Here is a 15,788-nt window from a genome sequence, read left to right as displayed (position 1 = left end):
TTCCTCGCTTCAGGCCGCGTTGCGGCGTTCGAGCTGCGCGACCAGCCGCTCGCGCCATACTGCGGGCGCCCCGGCGACCAGCGCGAGCTGACGCGAGCGGCGGTAGTGGAGCTGCGGATCGGCTTCCCAGGTGAAGCCGATGCCGCCGTGGGTCTGGATATTCTCCTTGGCGGCGAACCAATAGGCCTCGCTGGCGGCGACGCGCGCGGTCGCGGCGGCGAGCGGCAGTTCGGCCGCGCCGCTGCCCAGCGCCCAGGCGCCGTAATAAGCGTTCGAGCGCGCGATCTCGTTCTTGACGTAGATGTCGGCCAGCTTGTGCTTGATCGCCTGATAGCCGCCGATCGCGCGGCCGAAGGCGTGCCGCTGGAGCGCATAGTCCTTCGCCATTTCCAGCGCGCGATCGGCGCCGCCCAGCTGCTCGAACGCCAGCAGCACCGCCGCGCGGTCGAACACCGCCTGCATCGCGGCGAAGCCGTCCTCGTCGCCCAGCCGCTCGGCGGGCACGCTGTCGAACACGATCCTCGCGGCGGCGCGCGTCGGGTCGAGCGTCGCGAGCGGCTCGGCGGCGACCGGCCCCTCGACCAGGTACAGGCCGTCGTCGGCCAGCACGACCAGCAGGTCGGCGATCTGCCCGTCGGTGACCGGGATCTTGGTGCCGCTCAGCCGGCCGTCGGCAACGCGCGTCGCGATCCGCCCCGGCGCGACCGCGCCCGGCCCTTCCGACGTGGCGAAGGCGCCGATGACCTCGCCCGCCGCGATCTTCGGCAGCCAGCGCGTCTTCTGTTCCTCGCTGCCCAGCAGCATCAGCGCCTCGGCGACGAAATAGACCGTGGAGGCGAACGGCACCGGCGCGAGCGCGCGGCCCAGTTCCTCCGCCAGCGCGCACAGTTCGACATGGCCCAGCCCCAGCCCGCCATAGGCCTCCGGAATCGCGGCGCCGAGCCAGCCCTGCGCCGCGATCGCGCGCCACAGCGCGTCGTCATGATGCCGGTCGTCATCGTCGAGGACGCCGCGCACCACCGCGGTGTCGCAGCGGGCGCCCAGGAAGCGGCGCGCCTCCTCCTTCAGCATCTTCTGCTCGTCGGAATAGTCGAAGTTCATCGGCGCTACCTCGGCTGCATGCGGATGGCGCCGTCCAGCCGGACGTCCTCGCCATTGAAATAGGGGTTGCGGATCATCTCCAGCGCCAGCCGCGCATATTCGTCGGCGCGGCCCAGCCGCTTCGGGAACGGCACCATCGCGCCCAGCGCCGCCTTCACCTGCGGCTTGGCGCGCGCCAGCAGCGGGGTGTCGAAGATGCCGGGCAGGATCGTGTTGCAGCGGATCGCCTCCGCCGCCAGATCGCGTGCGACGACCAGGGTCATGCCGATGATCCCGGCCTTGGCGGAGGCATAGGAAATCTGGCCGACCTGCCCTTCCTCCCCCGCGACGCTGGCGGTGTTGACGATCGCGCCGCGATCGCCGTCGGCGGTCGGCGGCAGCGTCATCATCCCCGCCGCCGCGCCGACGATGCAGCGGAACGTGCCGACCAGATTGAGTTCGAGCGTCGCGCGGTAATTGTCGATCGGATAGGGGACGATCGCGCCATTGTCCTTCGACCGGGCCACCGTCTTGTTCGGGCCGCCGACGCTGCCGCCGGCGCAATTGACCAGCACCCGTTCCTGCCCGTTGGCGGCGCGCGCCGCGGCGAAACCGGCATCGACCGACGCCTGGTCGGTGACGTCGACATGGCAAAATGTCGCGCCGATCGCCCGCGCCACATCGGGGCCGATATCGGCATTGCGATCGAACAGCGCGACGCGGCAGCCCGCGGCGATCAGCGCCTCCGCCGTGGCGCGCCCGAGCCCGGACGCGCCCCCGGTGACGACCGCCGCTATATCGGGGCCAAGCTGCACCATCCCTCTCCCTCTTGTCGGGTTATCGAGGGATAACGTCTGTTATGGTGACGCGCGCGTCAAGAGGCTTGGCGTGGTTACGCGACGATCCGCACCGGCACCGACTTGGCGGCCGGGACGTGGCTTTCCTCCGCATGATGTTCCAGCGGGATCAGCGGGTTGCACTCGGGGTAATAGGCCGCGATGCAGCCGGGCGGAACATTGTATTCGACGACGATCAGGTCGCCGACGCGCCGGTCGTGATTGTCGCCCGCGTCGCTCGCCAGCGTCACCTTCTGCCCGCTCGACAGCCCCGCCTTCGCGATATCGTCGCGGTTCATCAGCACCACCTGCCGCGTGCCGTTGATCCCGCGGAACCGGTCCGAATAGCCGTAGACGGTGGTGTTGAACTGGTCGTTCGACCGCAGCGTCAGCAGGCGGTAGCGCCCGTCCGCGGCGGCGAAGCCGGTGGCGTTCAGCTCCTTGGGCGACAGGAATTCCGCCTTGCCGCTGGGCGTGTCCCATTCGCGCCCGGATGCCTTGTTACCCTTCCAGAAGCCCGCCGGCTCCTCGGCGAGGCGCTCGTTGAAGCGGGCGAAGAAGTGCGGGAAGATCGCGGCGATCTCGTCGCGGATCAGCGCATAGTCGCCGACCCATTCGTCCCATTTCACCGCCGGATTGGCGGGCAGCAGCGCCCTGGCGATGCCGGCGACGATCGCGGGTTCGGACAGCAGGTGCGGGCTGGCCGGATCGACCTTCCCCAGCGAGGCGTGGATGACGCTGGTCGAATCCTCCACCGTCACGCGCTGCGGCCCGCTGTCCTGAAGATCGCGCTCGATCCGGCCCAGGCACGGCAGCAGCCAGGTGTCGCCCGCGGCGGGCAGCAGGTGGCTGCGGTTGAGCTTGGTGGCGATCTGCACCGACAGGTCCATCCGCTGCCACCCGTCCTCGACCAGATCGGTTTCCGGCACCGCGCGCGCGAAATTGCCGCCCAGCGACAGAAATGCCTTCACCGTGCCGTCGATGATCCCGCGGCACGCCTCCACCGTATCCAGTCCCTTTTCGGTAGGCGGGGTGAAGCCGTAGCGTTCCTTTAGCGCATCGACCGGGGCCAGCTCGGTCTTCTCGGTGATGCCGACGGTGCGCTGCCCCTGTACGTTGCTGTGGCCGCGCACCGGGCACAGCCCGGCGCCCGGCTTGCCGATGTTGCCGCGCATCAGCATCAGATTGACGAGCATGCGGACGTTGTCGACGCCCTTCACATGCTGGGTCAGCCCCATGCCATAGATTGCGATCGCCGCCTTGGCGCGCGCATAGGTGGCCGCGACCGTCTCGATCGCGGCGCGCGTCAGCCCCGACTCACGCTCGATATCCGCCCAGTCGGCGGCCTGCACGCTGGCGGCGAAGTCGGCATAGCCATGGGTGTGGCGCGCGACGAAGTCATGGTCGACGCGGTCGTTGTCGATCAGCCACTTGGCGATGCCGGTCATCGCGGCGATATCGCCGCCGGCGATCACCTGATGATATTGGGTCGCGATCGGGGTTTCGCCGCCGGTCGCCATCTCGATCGGGTTCTGCGGATCGGTGAACCGCTCCAGCCCGCGTTCGCGCAGCGGGTTGAACACCACGATCGGTGCGCCGCGCTTGTGCACGCCGCGCAACTGGTGGAGCATCCGCGGGCTGTTGGTCGCGACATTCTGCCCGAAGTGCAGGATGCAGTCGGTGTGGTCGAAATCCTCGATCTTCACGGTGCCCACCGGCACGCCGATCGACGCCTTCAGCCCCACCGAGGTCGATTCGTGGCACATGTTCGAACTGTCGGGCAGGTTCTGGTTGCCGTACAGCCGCGCCATCAGCTGCCACAGGAACGAGGTTTCCAGGCTGGCACGACCCGAGGCGTAGAAGACCACCGAACGCGGATCGAGCGGCTTCAGCCGCGCGGCGATCGCGGCGAACGCCTCCTCCCACGGCGCGACGACATAGCGGTCGGTCGCGCGGTCGTAGCGCATCGGATGGGTCAGCCGCCCGGCTTCCTCCAGCCGGTAGTCGCTCCACCCGCGCAGCTCGGTCAGCGTGTGCCGGCGGAAGAACGCCGGGGTGACGCGCTGCGACGTGATTTCCCACGCCGTCGCCTTCGCGCCATTCTCGCAGAATTCGGCGGTGTGCGTCGGGTTCGGCTTGGCCCAGGCGCAGCTGACGCAGGCGAAGCCGTCGGGCTTGTTCTGGCGCAGCAGCTCGGCACTGGTGACGACCGGATTGCCCTCCCGCGGGATGATGTCCGCCAGCGAGCGGAGCGATCCCCATCCGCCCGCCGGGCCGGGATAGGGGGTGAAATCGGGGCGGTCGTCATGTTGCTGGGTCATGGCACACCTAACGCACGGGATCGGCAATCAGCACCGCGTCGTCGCGCGCCAGGCTGACCAGCGTCAACCCCGCCGCGGCGGCGCGCGACAGCGCCAGACTGGTCGCCGCCGATACCGTGACCAGCGTCGGGCACGCGGCCAGCGCCGCCTTTTCCACCAGTTCGTATGAACAGCGCGACGACAGCAGCGCGAAGCCGCCGTCCCACGCCATCGCAGCCCGCGCCATCGCGCCGATCAATTTGTCGAAGGCATTGTGGCGGCCGACATCCTCGCGCGCGCAGCGGATCGTGCCGTCGGCGGCGCACAGCATCGCGGCATGGGCGGCGCCGGTCGCGACGTTGAGCGGCTGATGCGCGCGCATCGCCGCCAGCGCGGCGAACACCGCCGCCATCGGCGCGGTCGCGGCGGGGACGCGCGGCAGCGGGCGGTGGATGGCGTCGAGATTGTCCATCCCGCACAGCCCGCACGAACTGTCGCTGGCGCGCCGCCGCACGCGGTCGGCGACCGCCGCGGCGCGCGCCGGGGGCACGGCGAGCCGCACGATCGTCCCGCGCGGCGTGTCATGCACGTCGATCGCCGCCAGCTCCGCCGCATCGGCGACGATCCGTTCGGACAGCGCGAATCCGGTCGCGAAATCGGCAAGGTCGGCGGGGGTCGCCATCATCACCGCATAGCCCAGGCCGTTGACCTCGATCGCGACCGGCGCCTCCTGCGCGATCGCGCGACGGTGCGGCTCGGTTCGGCCATGGGGAAAGGCGCGGGAGAATTCATGGTCCATGCGCCCCGGCTTGTGCCCGATCCGCCGCCGTGCCGCCATCGCCGTTGCGGGATAACTTTAGTTATGCCACCTTGCCCAGCAAAGAAGTCTTGGGAGAGGATGATGACGCAGCGGCAGACGATCGTCGTGGAGCGGCGCGGCGCGACCGAATGGGTGACGATGAACCGTCCCGACCGGCTGAATGCGCTGGACGACGTGATGGTCGGCGAACTGTCGGCTTATTTCCGCGGGCTGGCGACCGACCGCGACGTGCGCGTCGTCGTGCTGCGCGGGGCGGGCGGCGCCTATTGCGCGGGGCTGGACCTGAAGGCCGATCCGGTCGAGCGCGACACGATCGACCGGCTGCGCCACCAGCGGTCGATCGCGGAGATCGTGATGGCGATGCGCTACGCCCCGCAGCCGATCGTCAGCCTGATCCACGGCCCGGCATGCGGCGGCGGCTTCGCGATGGCGCTGGCGTCGGACGTGCGGATCGCGGGGGAGAGTGCGCGGATGAACGCCGCCTTCATCCGCATCGGCCTGTCGGCGTGCGATATCGGCGTCAGCTATTTCCTGCCGCGGCTGGTCGGCGCGTCGCTGGCCGCCGAACTGATGCTGACCGGCGATTTCATCCATGCCGAGCGCGCGCTGGCGTGCGGGCTGGTCAGCCGAATCGTCCCCGATGCCGAACTCGAGGCGGCGGCCGTGCCGCTGGTGGAACGGATGCTGGATGCCTCGCCGCTGGGGCTGCGGCTGACCAAGGAGTGTCTGCGGATGAGCATCGACGCGCCCTCGCTGGAAGCGGCGATCGCGATGGAGGATCGCAACCAGATGCTGACCGTCGGCGACAACGCCTTTGCCGAGGGGCTGGCCGCCTTCCTGGAGAAGCGCCGCCCCGATTACAGCAAGGTCGCGCGCGCATGAGCGCGCCGGCGGGGCGCGTCGCGCTGGTGACGGGCGCAGGGCGCGGGATCGGGCGCGCGATCGCGCTGCGGCTGGCGCAGGACGGCGCGGACGTGGCGGTCAATTACCGCCGCGATGCCGATGCCGCGGCGAAGGTGGTCGCCGCGATCGAGGCGATGGGGCGGCGCGCGCGCGCCTATCCCGCATCGGTCGATTCGTTCGACGCCTGCGCCGCGCTGGTCGAGGCGGTGGCGGCGGATTTCGGGGCGATCGACATATTGGTCAACAACGCCGGCATCGCCAGCCGCGGGCAATCGGTGGCCGATACCGATCCGGGCGAGCTGGAACGCGTGGTGCGCACCCATGCGCTGGCGCCGCATTATCTGTCGAAACTGGTCATCCCGTGGATGCGCCAGCGCCCGCGCGGCGATATCGTGATGATCTCGTCGGTGGCGACCTTGTACCACGCCGCCAATGGCGCGCCGTACAATATGGGCAAGGCGGCGGTGGAGGCGCTGGCGCAGACGCTGGCCAAGGAGGAGCGCGTCCACGGCATCCGCGTCAACATCGTCGCGCCGGGGCTGACCGTCACCGACATGGGCAAGCGGCTGGCGATGGCGACGCGCGGGGTGGCCGACATCCACGAACTGGACGCGCAGTCGCCGTTCGGCCGCGTTTCCACGCCCGAGGACGTCGCGGCAGCGGTCGCCTTCTTCGTGTCGGCCGATGCCGATTATGTCACGGGGCAGAAGATCAACCTGCACGGCGGCGGGTAGCGCGACCGCCCGCGAGGGCCAAGCGCCGGACATTGTGGCGAAATCTTGATCGAGTTGATAGCCGCGCGCGGCCGGGCGGCGCATGATGCATCAGCGCCGCCGCGTGCCGGCGGCCCCCTTCGCTCGATCAGAAAGGTTGCGCCATGTCAGCCACCGACGATGCCGAATTCTTCCGCCGCCGTTCGGATCAGGAACGTGCCCTTGCCCGCGAATCGGACGTCAAGGCGATCCGCCGGCTACACCTCGACCTCGCCGAACGCTATACGCAGCGGCTGCGCGACGTCGTCGCGCGCAAAAGCGCGGACACGTCCGCCCGATCGTAGCGGCGCGCGGTCAGGACGGGTCGTCGATCCGATAGTGAATCGGCTTGAAACTGCCGCCGTTCGATGCCGGCGCGGAACAGGCGGTCAGCCCGATCACCAGATCCATCCGCGCGCGCAGCACGATCCGGTCGCCCGCGACGCTGGTGGGGGGCAGCACCTCCAGCCGTCCGGTCGCGCCATCAACCGGCACGTTCATGAAGCAGTTGAACGCGACCGGGATCGCGTCCTCCGTCACCCCGAACGGCGCCAGCGCCTCCGCCAGATTGCCGAAGCAGCCGCGATGCGGCGGCAGATCGGGGTAGAAATGGTGGAACGTGTCGTAAGAACATGGCGTCAGCAGGAAATCGTGCCGCCCGACGCTGTCCTCGACGATCTCCAGCATCGGGCGCGAGCGGTTGGAATAGAGCAGGTGTCCGGTGGTCAGCCGGATCGTCTCGGCATAATCGAGCGTGCGACCCGACGAGATCACCTCGCGCACGTCCGCCGCATTATAGGCGAGCAGGTCGGCGACCTGCCGCCCCTCCGCATCGATCACGGTCAGCAGCTGCCCGGCCGCCAGCCGGAACCCCGCCCCGCTGCGCGGCCCGATCACCTGCGTGCCCGCGTCGCTCATGCCGTGTCCCCGCCGCCGTAGTGGAACGGGCAGCGCCATTGCGGATCGACCGCGCGGCCACTGTACTGGCGCGCCTCGCTCATCTCGCCGTGGCGGGCGAGCATCGGGTTGCGCGATCCGGCAATCGCCTCGTCGCGGACCATGATCGCCTCGCGCATCGTTTCGTAGCGGCCGTCGGCGCGCAGCGTTTCGAACTGGTCGTGGAGGTTGAACACCAGCGTCGGGCGTTCGAACCGCCGCGCCGGGCGCGACGCGGCGGGGTGCAACCCGACGACGAAGAACGCCTCCCCGCCGAAGCTGAGCGAGAAATGCGGATCGTCCGGATCGGCGCTGACGCGCGCGTCATACGACTGGCCGCGCCACACGTCCTTGTCCGACAGCGACTGCAGCCGCTGCCACAGCGCCGCCTCGAACGCGGGTTCGTCGAGCGCGTCCGGCCCGTCGAACACCACCGCGAAGCTGCGGAACAGCCCGGGTTCGGCGCGGTAGTCCGCGGCGAAGCGCATCAGCGCGTCGTGGATGCGCAGATCGTCCCAGGCGCTGTCGATACGGCTGCACGCCAACACCATCAACGTGCCGCGCGCCAGCGCCGCCTTGGCCCCGACGCAGGGGAAATCGCGCGCCGCGACGTGGCGCTGGAGCAATGTCTCCAGCGCGGATTGCGCATCGTGAACCCATGGAAACATGGGAGTGGTAGGAATGGTCATAGGGCCGACGATACGGCCCGCGCGGGCGATTCGTTCCGCGCAATCAGGCTGATGCCGATCAACCGCGCGCCGCCGGGGCGGGCGCGCGGCGGGTCGGCGGCGTCACACGCGCATCGGCATCAGCACGTAGAGCGCCGGGCTCTTGTCGTTCTCGCGGATCAGCGTCGGCGCGGCGGCGTCGGCCAGGTGGACCTCGACCGTGTCGGTGTCGATCTGCCCCAGGATGTCGAGCAGGTAGCGGCTGTTGAAGCCGATCTCGAACGGCAGCGACACATATTCGCCGGGCACTTCCTCCGCCGCGGTGCCGTTTTCCGGGCTGGTCACCGACAGCGTGATCTTGTCGCGATCCAGCGCCATCTTGACCGCGCGGGTCTTCTCGGTGGCGATCGTCGAGACGCGGTCGACGCCCTCCATGAAGCTCTTGGGATCGAGCTTCAGGATCTTGTCGTTGGCGGTCGGGATGACGCGGCTGTAATCGGGGAAGGTGCCGTCGATCAGCTTCGACGTCAGGATCGCCTGCCCCAGGTCGAAGCGGATCTTCGTCCCCGACAGCGACACGCCGACCGAGCCGTCGACCTCGTCGAGCAGCTTGCGCAGTTCGGCGATGCATTTGCGCGGCACGATCACGTCGGGCATGCCCTCGGCGCCCTGCGGCTGGTCGACGGTGACGCGCGCCAGCCGGTGGCCGTCGGTCGCCGCCGCCTTCAGGACGCCCTCCGCGGTATGGAGGAAAATGCCGTTGAGGTAATAGCGCGTCTCCTCGGTGGAGATGGCGAAGCGCGTCTTGTCGATGATCTGCCGGAGCGTCTCGACCGGCAGCTCGAACTGGTGCGGCAGCTCACCCTCGGCGATCACCGGGAAATCGTCGCGCGGCAGCGTCCCTAGCGAGAAGCGCGCGCGGCCCGCGACGATCGCCATCCGCCCGTCGGCCGCGGTGATCGACACCTGCGCGCCCTCCGGCAGCTTGCGCGCAATGTCGAACAGCGTGTGCGCCGACACGGTGGTCGCGCCCGGCTGGTCGACAGCGGCGGCGACCGATTCGTTGATCTGCAGGTCGAGGTCGGTCGCCATCAGCCGCAACTGCCCCTCGGCGGTCGCCTCCAGCAGCACGTTCGACAGGATCGGAATGGTGTTGCGCCGCTCCACCACCGACTGGACGTGGCTCAACCCCTTCAGCAGCGTCGCGCGTTCGATCGTCGCCTTCATCTCAACTCTTCCCCCGGCCCGCAGGTCATCAAACTCACCAGGGGCAATTGGCCGACTTTTCCTAGCCAAAGATGAAGGGCCGGAGCAAGCGCCCCGACCCTCCATAACGGTCCCAAGCCGGTGGCACGGCCGATTTCCTGTGGAAAACCGGCCGCACGATGCGCGTCAGAAGCGGATGCCGATGCCCGCCATCAACTGATGCCGGTCGAGGTCGATGTCGACGTTGTCGACATTGCCATAGTGCGAATAGCGATATTCGCCCTTGATGAACGACGTCGGCGACAGCTTGTACTCAAGCCCCGCTCCGACGCGGAACCCGTCGAGGTTCACCTTGTCGATCGTCTCGGTCGCGCCGGCGGCGCCGGTGGTGTAGCGGCTTTCGACCCGTGCGTTGGTGTAGCCGCCCTTGGCATAGACCATCGCCTGCGGCGAGATCACCGCGCCGATGCGCCCGCCCAGATAGATGTCGCGTCCCGCCTCGACCGAGAAACGGTCGCCCGCGGCCAGCGCATTGTAGGTGCGCGTGCTGGTGGTCGCGTCGGTCAGTTCGCCTTCCAGGCCGAACACGGTGTTGCCGCGCTGGAAATCGTAGCCGACGAGGCCGCCGTAGGTGAAGCCGCTGGTGCCCTCCGACGAACCGTCGCCGCCGTCCTGGACGTTGTCATAGCCGGCCAGCGCCTCAACGCGGCCACCGGCGAACGGGCCGTCCTGCGCCATCGCGGGGGCCGCCAGCATCGCGCCGAACGCGGCCGCGGCGGTGGCCATTGCAAGCTTACGCATGTCTCACTCCAGTTACCCACCCCAGAACGCGGGGCGTGGCGTTCAAATAACGGATCGCGGCGGCGTTGCATGAACCCTGCCTAAACAGGAAAAATCGTTGCTTTTCGGCAACAGCGGGGGGACAGGACGGGAATGACCGCGACCCGCCACGGACGTGACTTCATCGCCCGCCACGGCGAAACCGTCTTCAACGCCGCGCGCCGGTTGCAGGGCGACGCGCCGCACACCCCGCTGACCCGCGCCGGCTTCGCCCAGGCCGAGGAGATGGGCCGAGCGCTGCGCGATGCGCTGGGCGAGAAGCCCGCGCTGACGCTATGGGCCAGCCCCACCGGCCGCGCGTTGCAGACGCTGGCGATCGTCGCCGAGCATCTGGGGCTCGACTGGCACGAGGCGCGCACCGACGAACGACTGACCGAGATCGGCATGGGATCATGGGGCGGGCGTTATTACGCCGATGTGGTGGAGGAGGTCGGCCCGGTGATCCTGCCCGGCGGCCTCTTGAAATGCGCCCCCGATGGCGAGCGGTACGATGCGATCGCGGCGCGCGTGTCCGGCTGGCTGGCCGATACGAACGACGATCCGGGCGACCGGCTGGTCATCATGCACGGCATTTCCAGCCGCGTGCTGCGCGGGGTGATGACCGGCGCGCCGGCCGATCCGTGCGGCGCGCCGGTGCTGCCGGGCTATCCGCAGGGGACCGTGACGCTGATCGAGCGCGGGCGCGAGCAGGTGGTGCACCTGGGCACGGGGCACGCGCCGGCGTGACGCACCGGTGATCTGGGCGCTGGCGCTGGCGCTGGCGGGCGAGCGCGTCGCGCTGGGCGTATGGCACCGCTGGGCGGCGATTCGCGAGGCCGGCGGCGTGGGCGGGGCCGGGCCGCGGCGCTGCTTCGCGATCGCGCGGCCGGTGCTGCCCGGCGGCGACAGCGACCGGCGCGGCGCCTTCGGCAGCGTCGCCGCGCGGCAGGGCGCGGCGCGCGCGCCGGCGGTCTTCTTCCGCCTGTCGTACGCGCGCGGGGCCGGCGCGGCGATCACGCTGGTCGTGGGCGAACGGCGGTTCGCGCTGGTCGGCGACCAAGCAACCGCGCGCGCGCCCGACGCGGCGACCGACCGCGCGATCCTGAACGCGATGCGCAGCGCGCGCGCGATGACGCTGGTGACGCTGGATGCCGCGGGGCGGACGATCGCGGACACCTATCCGCTGGCGGGCGCCGCCACCGCGATCGACGCGGCGCAGCTGGGCTGCCGGTAGCGGATACTGGAAAAACCCGCGCGATCCGGCTATATCGCCGCGATGCTGACAGAGCCGGCCGCCGCCATGCCCATCCCGGGGCACATCGATCCCGTGCCCGTCCCGCGCGCGCCGAAGCTGCGCGAGGATGGCCGCACCGACCTGATCGGGCTGTCCAAGGAACAGCTGCGCGAGACGCTGGCCACGGCCGGGATGGACGCGCGCCAGGCCAAGCTGCGCGCCAAGCAGATCTGGCACTGGATCTACAACCGCGGCGCGACCGATTTCGCCGCGATGACCGATATCGCCAAGGCGCAGCACCCGTGGCTGGCCGAGCGGTTCGTGATCGGCCGGCCGGACGTGGTGGAGGCGCAGGTGTCGACCGACGGCACGCGCAAGTGGCTGCTGCGCTCCCCCGACGGGCAGGATTACGAGATGGTGTTCATCCCCGACGCCGATCGGGGGACGTTGTGCGTGTCGAGCCAGGTCGGCTGCACGCTCAACTGCCGCTTCTGCCACACCGGGACGATGCGGCTGGTCCGCAACCTGACCGCGGGAGAGATCGTCGGGCAGGTGATGCTGGCGCGCGATTCGCTGGGCGAATGGCCCAGCCAGCCCGAAGGGCGGATGCTGACCAACATCGTGATGATGGGGATGGGCGAGCCGCTGTACAATTTCGACGCGGTGCGCGACGCGCTGAAGCTGGTGATGGACGGTGACGGGCTGGCGCTGTCGAAGCGGCGGATCACGTTGTCGACGTCGGGCGTCGTGCCGATGATGGCGCGCGCGGGGGCGGAGATCGGCGTCAACCTGGCGGTGTCGCTCCATGCCGTGACGAAGGAGGTGCGCGACGAGATCGTCCCGCTGAACCGCAAATACGGCATCGAGGAACTGTTGCAGGCGTGCGCCGACTATCCCGGCGCCAACAACGCCCGGCGCATCACGTTCGAATATGTGATGCTGAAGGACAGGAACGATTCGGACGCCGAGGCGCACGAACTGGTCCGGTTGCTGCGCCAGTACAAATTGCCCGCCAAGGTCAACCTGATCCCGTTCAACCCGTGGCCGGGCGCGCCGTACGAAACCTCCACCCCCGAACGGGTGCGGCGGTTCAGCGAGATCGTGTTCGAGGGCGGCATCTCCGCCCCCGTGCGCACGCCGCGCGGGCGCGACATCGACGCGGCGTGCGGCCAGCTGAAGACCGCGGCGGAAAAGAAGAGCCGCGCCGAACTGGACCGGCTCGCCGCGGAAAAGCAGGCCGCGCTCGGCTGATCCCCGCCGGCGGCGCCGGCCGGGACGGCGTCAGCCGGCGTCGTGGTGCGCGGCCAGGTGCATCGACCAGAAACGGTCGGCGCCGTCGACCAGCTGCGACACCTGCCGTTCGGCGGCATCGACCTGCGCGGTGACGTCGCGGAACGCCGCGTCGAGCCGCCGGTGCGCGTCCTCCAGCGCGTGGGCATGGCGGACCGCCAGGTCGCCGTTCCCCGCGATCTCGCGCGCGGCCCGCGCCACCGCGGCGACCTCCACCCGCTCCGCCTGCATCATCGTGCGCACCGCGGCGGCGCGCGCATGGACGTCGTTCAGGCGGCCGCGGATCACCGCATGGGCGCCGGCCACTTCGCCCACGCCGTCACGGATGGCGTCGACATGGTCGGAAATGCCGCCCGCCGCGCGGCTGATCTGGTCGGTCAGCAGCCTGGCCTCCTGCGCCACAACGCGAAAGCCCTGCCCCGCCTCACCGGCGCGCGCCGCCTCGATCGTCGCGTTGATCGCCAGCAGCCGGCTCTGCGCCGCCAGCGCGCCGATCTGGTCGAGGACCGGGCCGATCGCGCGCGCGTGGTCGGCCAGCTTCGCCACCGCGGCGTTGCTGCGCTCCGCGGCCTCGCGCGCCTGGCCCGCGACGCCCGCGGCATCGTCGATCGCGTCGGCCGCCTCACCGATCGTGTCGTTCAGCCGCCCCGCGGCATCCGCCGCCGCGGCCATGCCGGTCGATGCCTGCGCCGACAGGCCGGCGATGTCGCCGACCCGTGCGGCGACGATGTCGGTCGCCGCCGCGGCATCGTCACCGCGCGCGCGGATCGCGGCGGCGACGCGCGCGACGCCGCCCACCGTCTCGCCCACGTCACCGCGGAACTGGCGCGCGGCATCGGTCCGCGCCCGTGCCAGCGTCGCCCGCTGCGCCTCCTGCGTGATGTCGTCATAGGTCAGCACCCCGCCGCGGCCCGGATAGGGGCGATAGACGATGCGCAGCACCGTGCCGTCGTCATAATGGTGATCGAGCTGGCGGTCGGTCCCCGCGCGCTTCCAGCTGCGATGATTGTCGAGCACCCGTGCGACGCGCGCCGTATCCCAGCCCACGCTGCGCCCGACATGCTCCAGCAGCTGCGCCAGCGTCGTCCCGGGCACGATCGCGCCGGGCGGGAGCGCGAACAGCCGGTGCATCCGCTCGTTGACCAGCAGCACCGTCTCGTTCTCATCCAGCACGACGATGCCGTTGGTCATGTGATCGAGTGCGACGGACAACAGGTCGCGCCCCACGTCGGTCCGGTCGCCCACTGATGTTTCCCCTGTCGGCCGCGGCCAAGCACCGGGCCTTACGAACCGCACGCCGCCGTGACAACGACGACCGCGCAACGCATTGACGCAGCACGCGCCAGCGCCCACGGTCCCCGCCCCGACGACGCCTGTCCCATCCGCTGGAACGACGAAAGGAATGGCCGTGACCGTTATCGTGCGCCCATCCGCCCGCCGGTCGTGGCGGCCGGCGACAGGGGCCGGCGGCGCGGCCCGCCGGTCCTGACCATCGGGGCCGGACGATGATACGCACAACGCGATGGGGCCGCGGCGCGTGATCGACGCGGGCGCGATGCTGCTGGTCTTCGCCGCGGGTACGCTGGGCGGGGCGATGAACGCGCTGGCGGGGGGCGGCACGTTCGCGACGCTGCCCGCGCTGATCGCGATCGGCCTGCCCGCCAATATCGCCAATGCGACGTCAAACGTCGCGCTGCTGCCCGGCGCGGCGGCGAGCGCGCACGGCTATCGCGACGAACTGGCGCCACTGGGCGGGGTCGACTGGCGCGTGCTGGCGGCGATCACCTTCGTCGCGGGGCTGGCGGGCAGCATCCTGCTGGTGCTGACCCCGACGCGCGCCTTCGACCTCATCATCCCGTGGCTGCTGCTGATCGCGCTGATCGCGATGCTGGGGGGAAAGCGCGCGGCGGACTGGCTGGCGGCGCGCGTCACCATCGGGCCGCGCTCGCTGCTGGCGGTGCAGGCGCTGCTGGGCGTCTATGGCGGCTATTTCGGGGGCGGCGTGGGGCTGATGATGACCGCGCTCTACGGCCTGCTCGCCGGGATCGGGGTGCGCGCGATGTTCGCGCCGCGCACGATGATGCTGGCGGTCGCCAACAGCGCCGCCGCATTGGTGTTCGTCGCGACCGGCATGGTGCGCTGGCCCGCGGCGCTGCCGATGATCGCGGGCGCGATCCTGGGCGGGTGGGGCGGCGCGCTGATCGGCCGCGCGCTGCCGCCGCTGCTGGTGCGGTGGTGGACGCTGGCGGTGACGGGCGCCACCACCGCGGTGTTCTTCGCCCGCGCCTATGGCTGAGGTGGCTCAGCCCGGCCGGTGCATCCGGAACAGCCCGGCCTCCAGCGCCTCGAAATAATCCGCCGGGCCACCGCCGCGCAGGATCGGGCGGGCGCGCGCGGTCTGGTAGACGCCGTCCGCGATCAGCGCGCGGTCGATGTGGATCGCGATCGCCTCCCCAAACACCATCCAGTACGGCATATCGCTGCCGTCGCGCGCGGTCAGTTGCACGATCTGCGTCACCGCGCATTCGAACTGCACCGGGCTGCCCGCGACGCGCGGCACGGCGACGCGGCGCGCTGGCAGCGCCTCCAGCCCCGCCAGCGCGAATTCGTCCTCGCCCGGCGGCACCGTCGCGCTGGTGGCGTTCATCGCCTCCGCCTGGTCGCGCGTCGCCAGGTTCCACACGAACTCGCCCGTGGCGCGCGCGTTGGCGAGCGAATCCTTCGCGCCGGCCGAACAGAAACCGACGATCGGCGGGCGATAGGCGAACAGGTTGAAGAAGCTGTACGGCGCCAGATTGCGCACGCCGGTGTCCGACAGCGTGCTGATCCACCCGATCGGGCGCGGCGCGACGATCGCGTTGAGCGGATCGTGCGCCAGCCCGTGCCCCGCCGCCGGCTCGTAGAAATGCCATTCGGTCATCGCGCGCCTTCTGCTAGAACGGGT

Annotated in this window: 17 protein-coding genes; 7 read left to right on the top strand and 10 right to left on the bottom strand. The window is 70.3% G+C overall.

The features are described 5' to 3' along the window. Positions 1-9: 9 nt before the first annotated feature. The 4 genes from COA17_RS10300 to fdhD form a co-directional block, all read right to left on the bottom strand. Positions 10-1,101 (bottom strand): acyl-CoA dehydrogenase family protein, encoded by a 1,092-nt coding sequence (locus COA17_RS10300; RefSeq protein ID WP_096612136.1) that lies wholly within the window; start codon positions 1,099-1,101, stop codon positions 10-12. Between the two features lie 5 nt (positions 1,102-1,106). Then, positions 1,107-1,898: an SDR family NAD(P)-dependent oxidoreductase gene (locus tag COA17_RS10295; protein WP_425442698.1), complete on the bottom strand. Its 792-nt coding sequence runs from the start codon at positions 1,896-1,898 to the stop codon at positions 1,107-1,109. 74 nt (positions 1,899-1,972) lie between these two features. Next, positions 1,973-4,237 (bottom strand): FdhF/YdeP family oxidoreductase, encoded by a 2,265-nt coding sequence (locus COA17_RS10290; RefSeq protein ID WP_096612134.1) that lies wholly within the window; start codon positions 4,235-4,237, stop codon positions 1,973-1,975. Positions 4,238-4,244: 7 nt separating this feature from the next. After that, a complete protein-coding gene (fdhD, locus tag COA17_RS10285) occupies positions 4,245-5,015 on the bottom strand; it encodes a formate dehydrogenase accessory sulfurtransferase FdhD (RefSeq protein ID WP_096612284.1) in 771 nt (256 codons plus the stop codon). A 99-nt stretch (positions 5,016-5,114) separates the two neighbouring features. Here fdhD and COA17_RS10280 point away from each other — a divergent pair, with 99 nt between their 5' ends. The 3 genes from COA17_RS10280 (at position 5,115) to COA17_RS10270 (ending at position 6,996) form a co-directional block, all read left to right on the top strand. Continuing rightward, the gene (locus COA17_RS10280) at positions 5,115-5,918 is read left to right on the top strand and encodes an enoyl-CoA hydratase/isomerase family protein (RefSeq protein ID WP_425442696.1); all 804 of its coding nucleotides are present in this window, start codon (positions 5,115-5,117) and stop codon (positions 5,916-5,918) included. After that, positions 5,915-6,673 (top strand): SDR family NAD(P)-dependent oxidoreductase, encoded by a 759-nt coding sequence (locus COA17_RS10275; RefSeq protein WP_096612132.1) that lies wholly within the window; start codon positions 5,915-5,917, stop codon positions 6,671-6,673. The genes COA17_RS10280 and COA17_RS10275 overlap by 4 nt, the downstream gene beginning before the upstream one ends. Before the next feature lie 143 nt (positions 6,674-6,816). Beyond that, a complete protein-coding gene (locus COA17_RS10270; RefSeq protein WP_066484218.1) occupies positions 6,817-6,996 on the top strand; it encodes a hypothetical protein in 180 nt (59 codons plus the stop codon). Positions 6,997-7,006: 10 nt separating this feature from the next. Here the strand turns inward: COA17_RS10270 and COA17_RS10265 are convergent, their stop codons facing one another. From COA17_RS10265 to COA17_RS10250, 4 genes are all read right to left on the bottom strand, one after another. Beyond that, positions 7,007-7,609 (bottom strand): DUF1989 domain-containing protein, encoded by a 603-nt coding sequence (locus COA17_RS10265; RefSeq protein ID WP_066484220.1) that lies wholly within the window; start codon positions 7,607-7,609, stop codon positions 7,007-7,009. Next, positions 7,606-8,316 (bottom strand): guanitoxin biosynthesis heme-dependent pre-guanitoxin N-hydroxylase GntA, encoded by a 711-nt coding sequence (gene gntA / locus COA17_RS10260; RefSeq protein ID WP_066484222.1) that lies wholly within the window; start codon positions 8,314-8,316, stop codon positions 7,606-7,608. The genes COA17_RS10265 and gntA overlap by 4 nt, the downstream gene beginning before the upstream one ends. A 102-nt stretch (positions 8,317-8,418) precedes the next feature. Continuing rightward, positions 8,419-9,522: a DNA polymerase III subunit beta gene (gene dnaN / locus COA17_RS10255; RefSeq protein ID WP_096612130.1), complete on the bottom strand. Its 1,104-nt coding sequence runs from the start codon at positions 9,520-9,522 to the stop codon at positions 8,419-8,421. 165 nt (positions 9,523-9,687) lie between these two features. After that, complete coding sequence (locus tag COA17_RS10250) at positions 9,688-10,302, bottom strand: outer membrane protein (RefSeq protein WP_066484225.1); 615 nt, start codon at positions 10,300-10,302, stop codon at positions 9,688-9,690. A gap of 132 nt (positions 10,303-10,434) precedes the next feature. Between COA17_RS10250 and COA17_RS10245 the strand changes: the two genes are divergently transcribed. From COA17_RS10245 to rlmN, 3 genes are all read left to right on the top strand, one after another. Continuing rightward, entirely contained in the window at positions 10,435-11,067 is a 633-nt protein-coding gene (locus tag COA17_RS10245; protein ID WP_096612128.1) for a histidine phosphatase family protein, read from the top strand. A 7-nt stretch (positions 11,068-11,074) separates the two neighbouring features. After that, positions 11,075-11,554, top strand: a complete 480-nt coding sequence (locus COA17_RS10240; protein ID WP_096612126.1) for a hypothetical protein — start codon at positions 11,075-11,077, stop codon at positions 11,552-11,554. Positions 11,555-11,620: 66 nt separating this feature from the next. Continuing rightward, positions 11,621-12,805 carry a dual-specificity RNA methyltransferase RlmN gene (gene rlmN, locus COA17_RS10235; protein ID WP_483881752.1) on the top strand — a complete coding sequence of 395 codons (1,185 nt, stop codon included), beginning with the start codon at positions 11,621-11,623 and terminating at the stop codon, positions 12,803-12,805. A gap of 30 nt (positions 12,806-12,835) precedes the next feature. Here the strand turns inward: rlmN and COA17_RS10230 are convergent, their stop codons facing one another. Then, the gene (locus COA17_RS10230; protein WP_096612122.1) at positions 12,836-14,089 is read right to left on the bottom strand and encodes a PAS-domain containing protein; all 1,254 of its coding nucleotides are present in this window, start codon (positions 14,087-14,089) and stop codon (positions 12,836-12,838) included. A gap of 292 nt (positions 14,090-14,381) precedes the next feature. On the opposite strand from COA17_RS10230, the gene COA17_RS10225 reads away from it, so the two are divergent. Beyond that, positions 14,382-15,140, top strand: coding sequence for a sulfite exporter TauE/SafE family protein (locus COA17_RS10225; protein WP_245857632.1), 759 nt, complete (start codon positions 14,382-14,384; stop codon positions 15,138-15,140). 6 nt (positions 15,141-15,146) lie between these two features. Here COA17_RS10225 and COA17_RS10220 read toward each other — a convergent pair whose 3' ends face one another. After that, positions 15,147-15,764, bottom strand: a complete 618-nt coding sequence (locus tag COA17_RS10220; RefSeq protein ID WP_096612118.1) for a flavin reductase family protein — start codon at positions 15,762-15,764, stop codon at positions 15,147-15,149. Positions 15,765-15,788 lie beyond the last annotated feature (24 nt).

The sequence above is a fragment of the Sphingomonas ginsenosidimutans genome, assembly GCF_002374835.1.
GTDB classification, from domain to species: domain Bacteria; phylum Pseudomonadota; class Alphaproteobacteria; order Sphingomonadales; family Sphingomonadaceae; genus Sphingomonas; species Sphingomonas ginsenosidimutans.
Note: the sequence above shows the minus strand (reverse complement) of the source record. Positions and strands in the feature narration are given on the sequence as shown.

Bases quoted from the DNA above. Each gene is read 5' to 3' on its own strand.
- COA17_RS10300 (WP_096612136.1), bottom strand. From the start codon at position 1,101: ATGAACTTCGACTATTCCGACGAGCAGAAGATGCTGAAGGAGGAGGCG.
- COA17_RS10295 (WP_425442698.1), bottom strand. From the start codon at position 1,898: ATGGTGCAGCTTGGCCCCGATATAGCGGCGGTCGTCACCGGGGGCGCG.
- COA17_RS10290 (WP_096612134.1), bottom strand. From the start codon at position 4,237: ATGACCCAGCAACATGACGACCGCCCCGATTTCACCCCCTATCCCGGC.
- fdhD (WP_096612284.1), bottom strand. From the start codon at position 5,015: ATGGACCATGAATTCTCCCGCGCCTTTCCCCATGGCCGAACCGAGCCG.
- COA17_RS10280 (WP_425442696.1), top strand. From the start codon at position 5,115: ATGATGACGCAGCGGCAGACGATCGTCGTGGAGCGGCGCGGCGCGACC.
- COA17_RS10275 (WP_096612132.1), top strand. From the start codon at position 5,915: ATGAGCGCGCCGGCGGGGCGCGTCGCGCTGGTGACGGGCGCAGGGCGC.
- COA17_RS10270 (WP_066484218.1), top strand. From the start codon at position 6,817: ATGTCAGCCACCGACGATGCCGAATTCTTCCGCCGCCGTTCGGATCAG.
- COA17_RS10265 (WP_066484220.1), bottom strand. From the start codon at position 7,609: ATGAGCGACGCGGGCACGCAGGTGATCGGGCCGCGCAGCGGGGCGGGG.
- gntA (WP_066484222.1), bottom strand. From the start codon at position 8,316: ATGACCATTCCTACCACTCCCATGTTTCCATGGGTTCACGATGCGCAA.
- dnaN (WP_096612130.1), bottom strand. From the start codon at position 9,522: ATGAAGGCGACGATCGAACGCGCGACGCTGCTGAAGGGGTTGAGCCAC.
- COA17_RS10250 (WP_066484225.1), bottom strand. From the start codon at position 10,302: ATGCGTAAGCTTGCAATGGCCACCGCCGCGGCCGCGTTCGGCGCGATG.
- COA17_RS10245 (WP_096612128.1), top strand. From the start codon at position 10,435: ATGACCGCGACCCGCCACGGACGTGACTTCATCGCCCGCCACGGCGAA.
- rlmN (WP_483881752.1), top strand. From the start codon at position 11,621: ATGCCCATCCCGGGGCACATCGATCCCGTGCCCGTCCCGCGCGCGCCG.
- COA17_RS10220 (WP_096612118.1), bottom strand. From the start codon at position 15,764: ATGACCGAATGGCATTTCTACGAGCCGGCGGCGGGGCACGGGCTGGCG.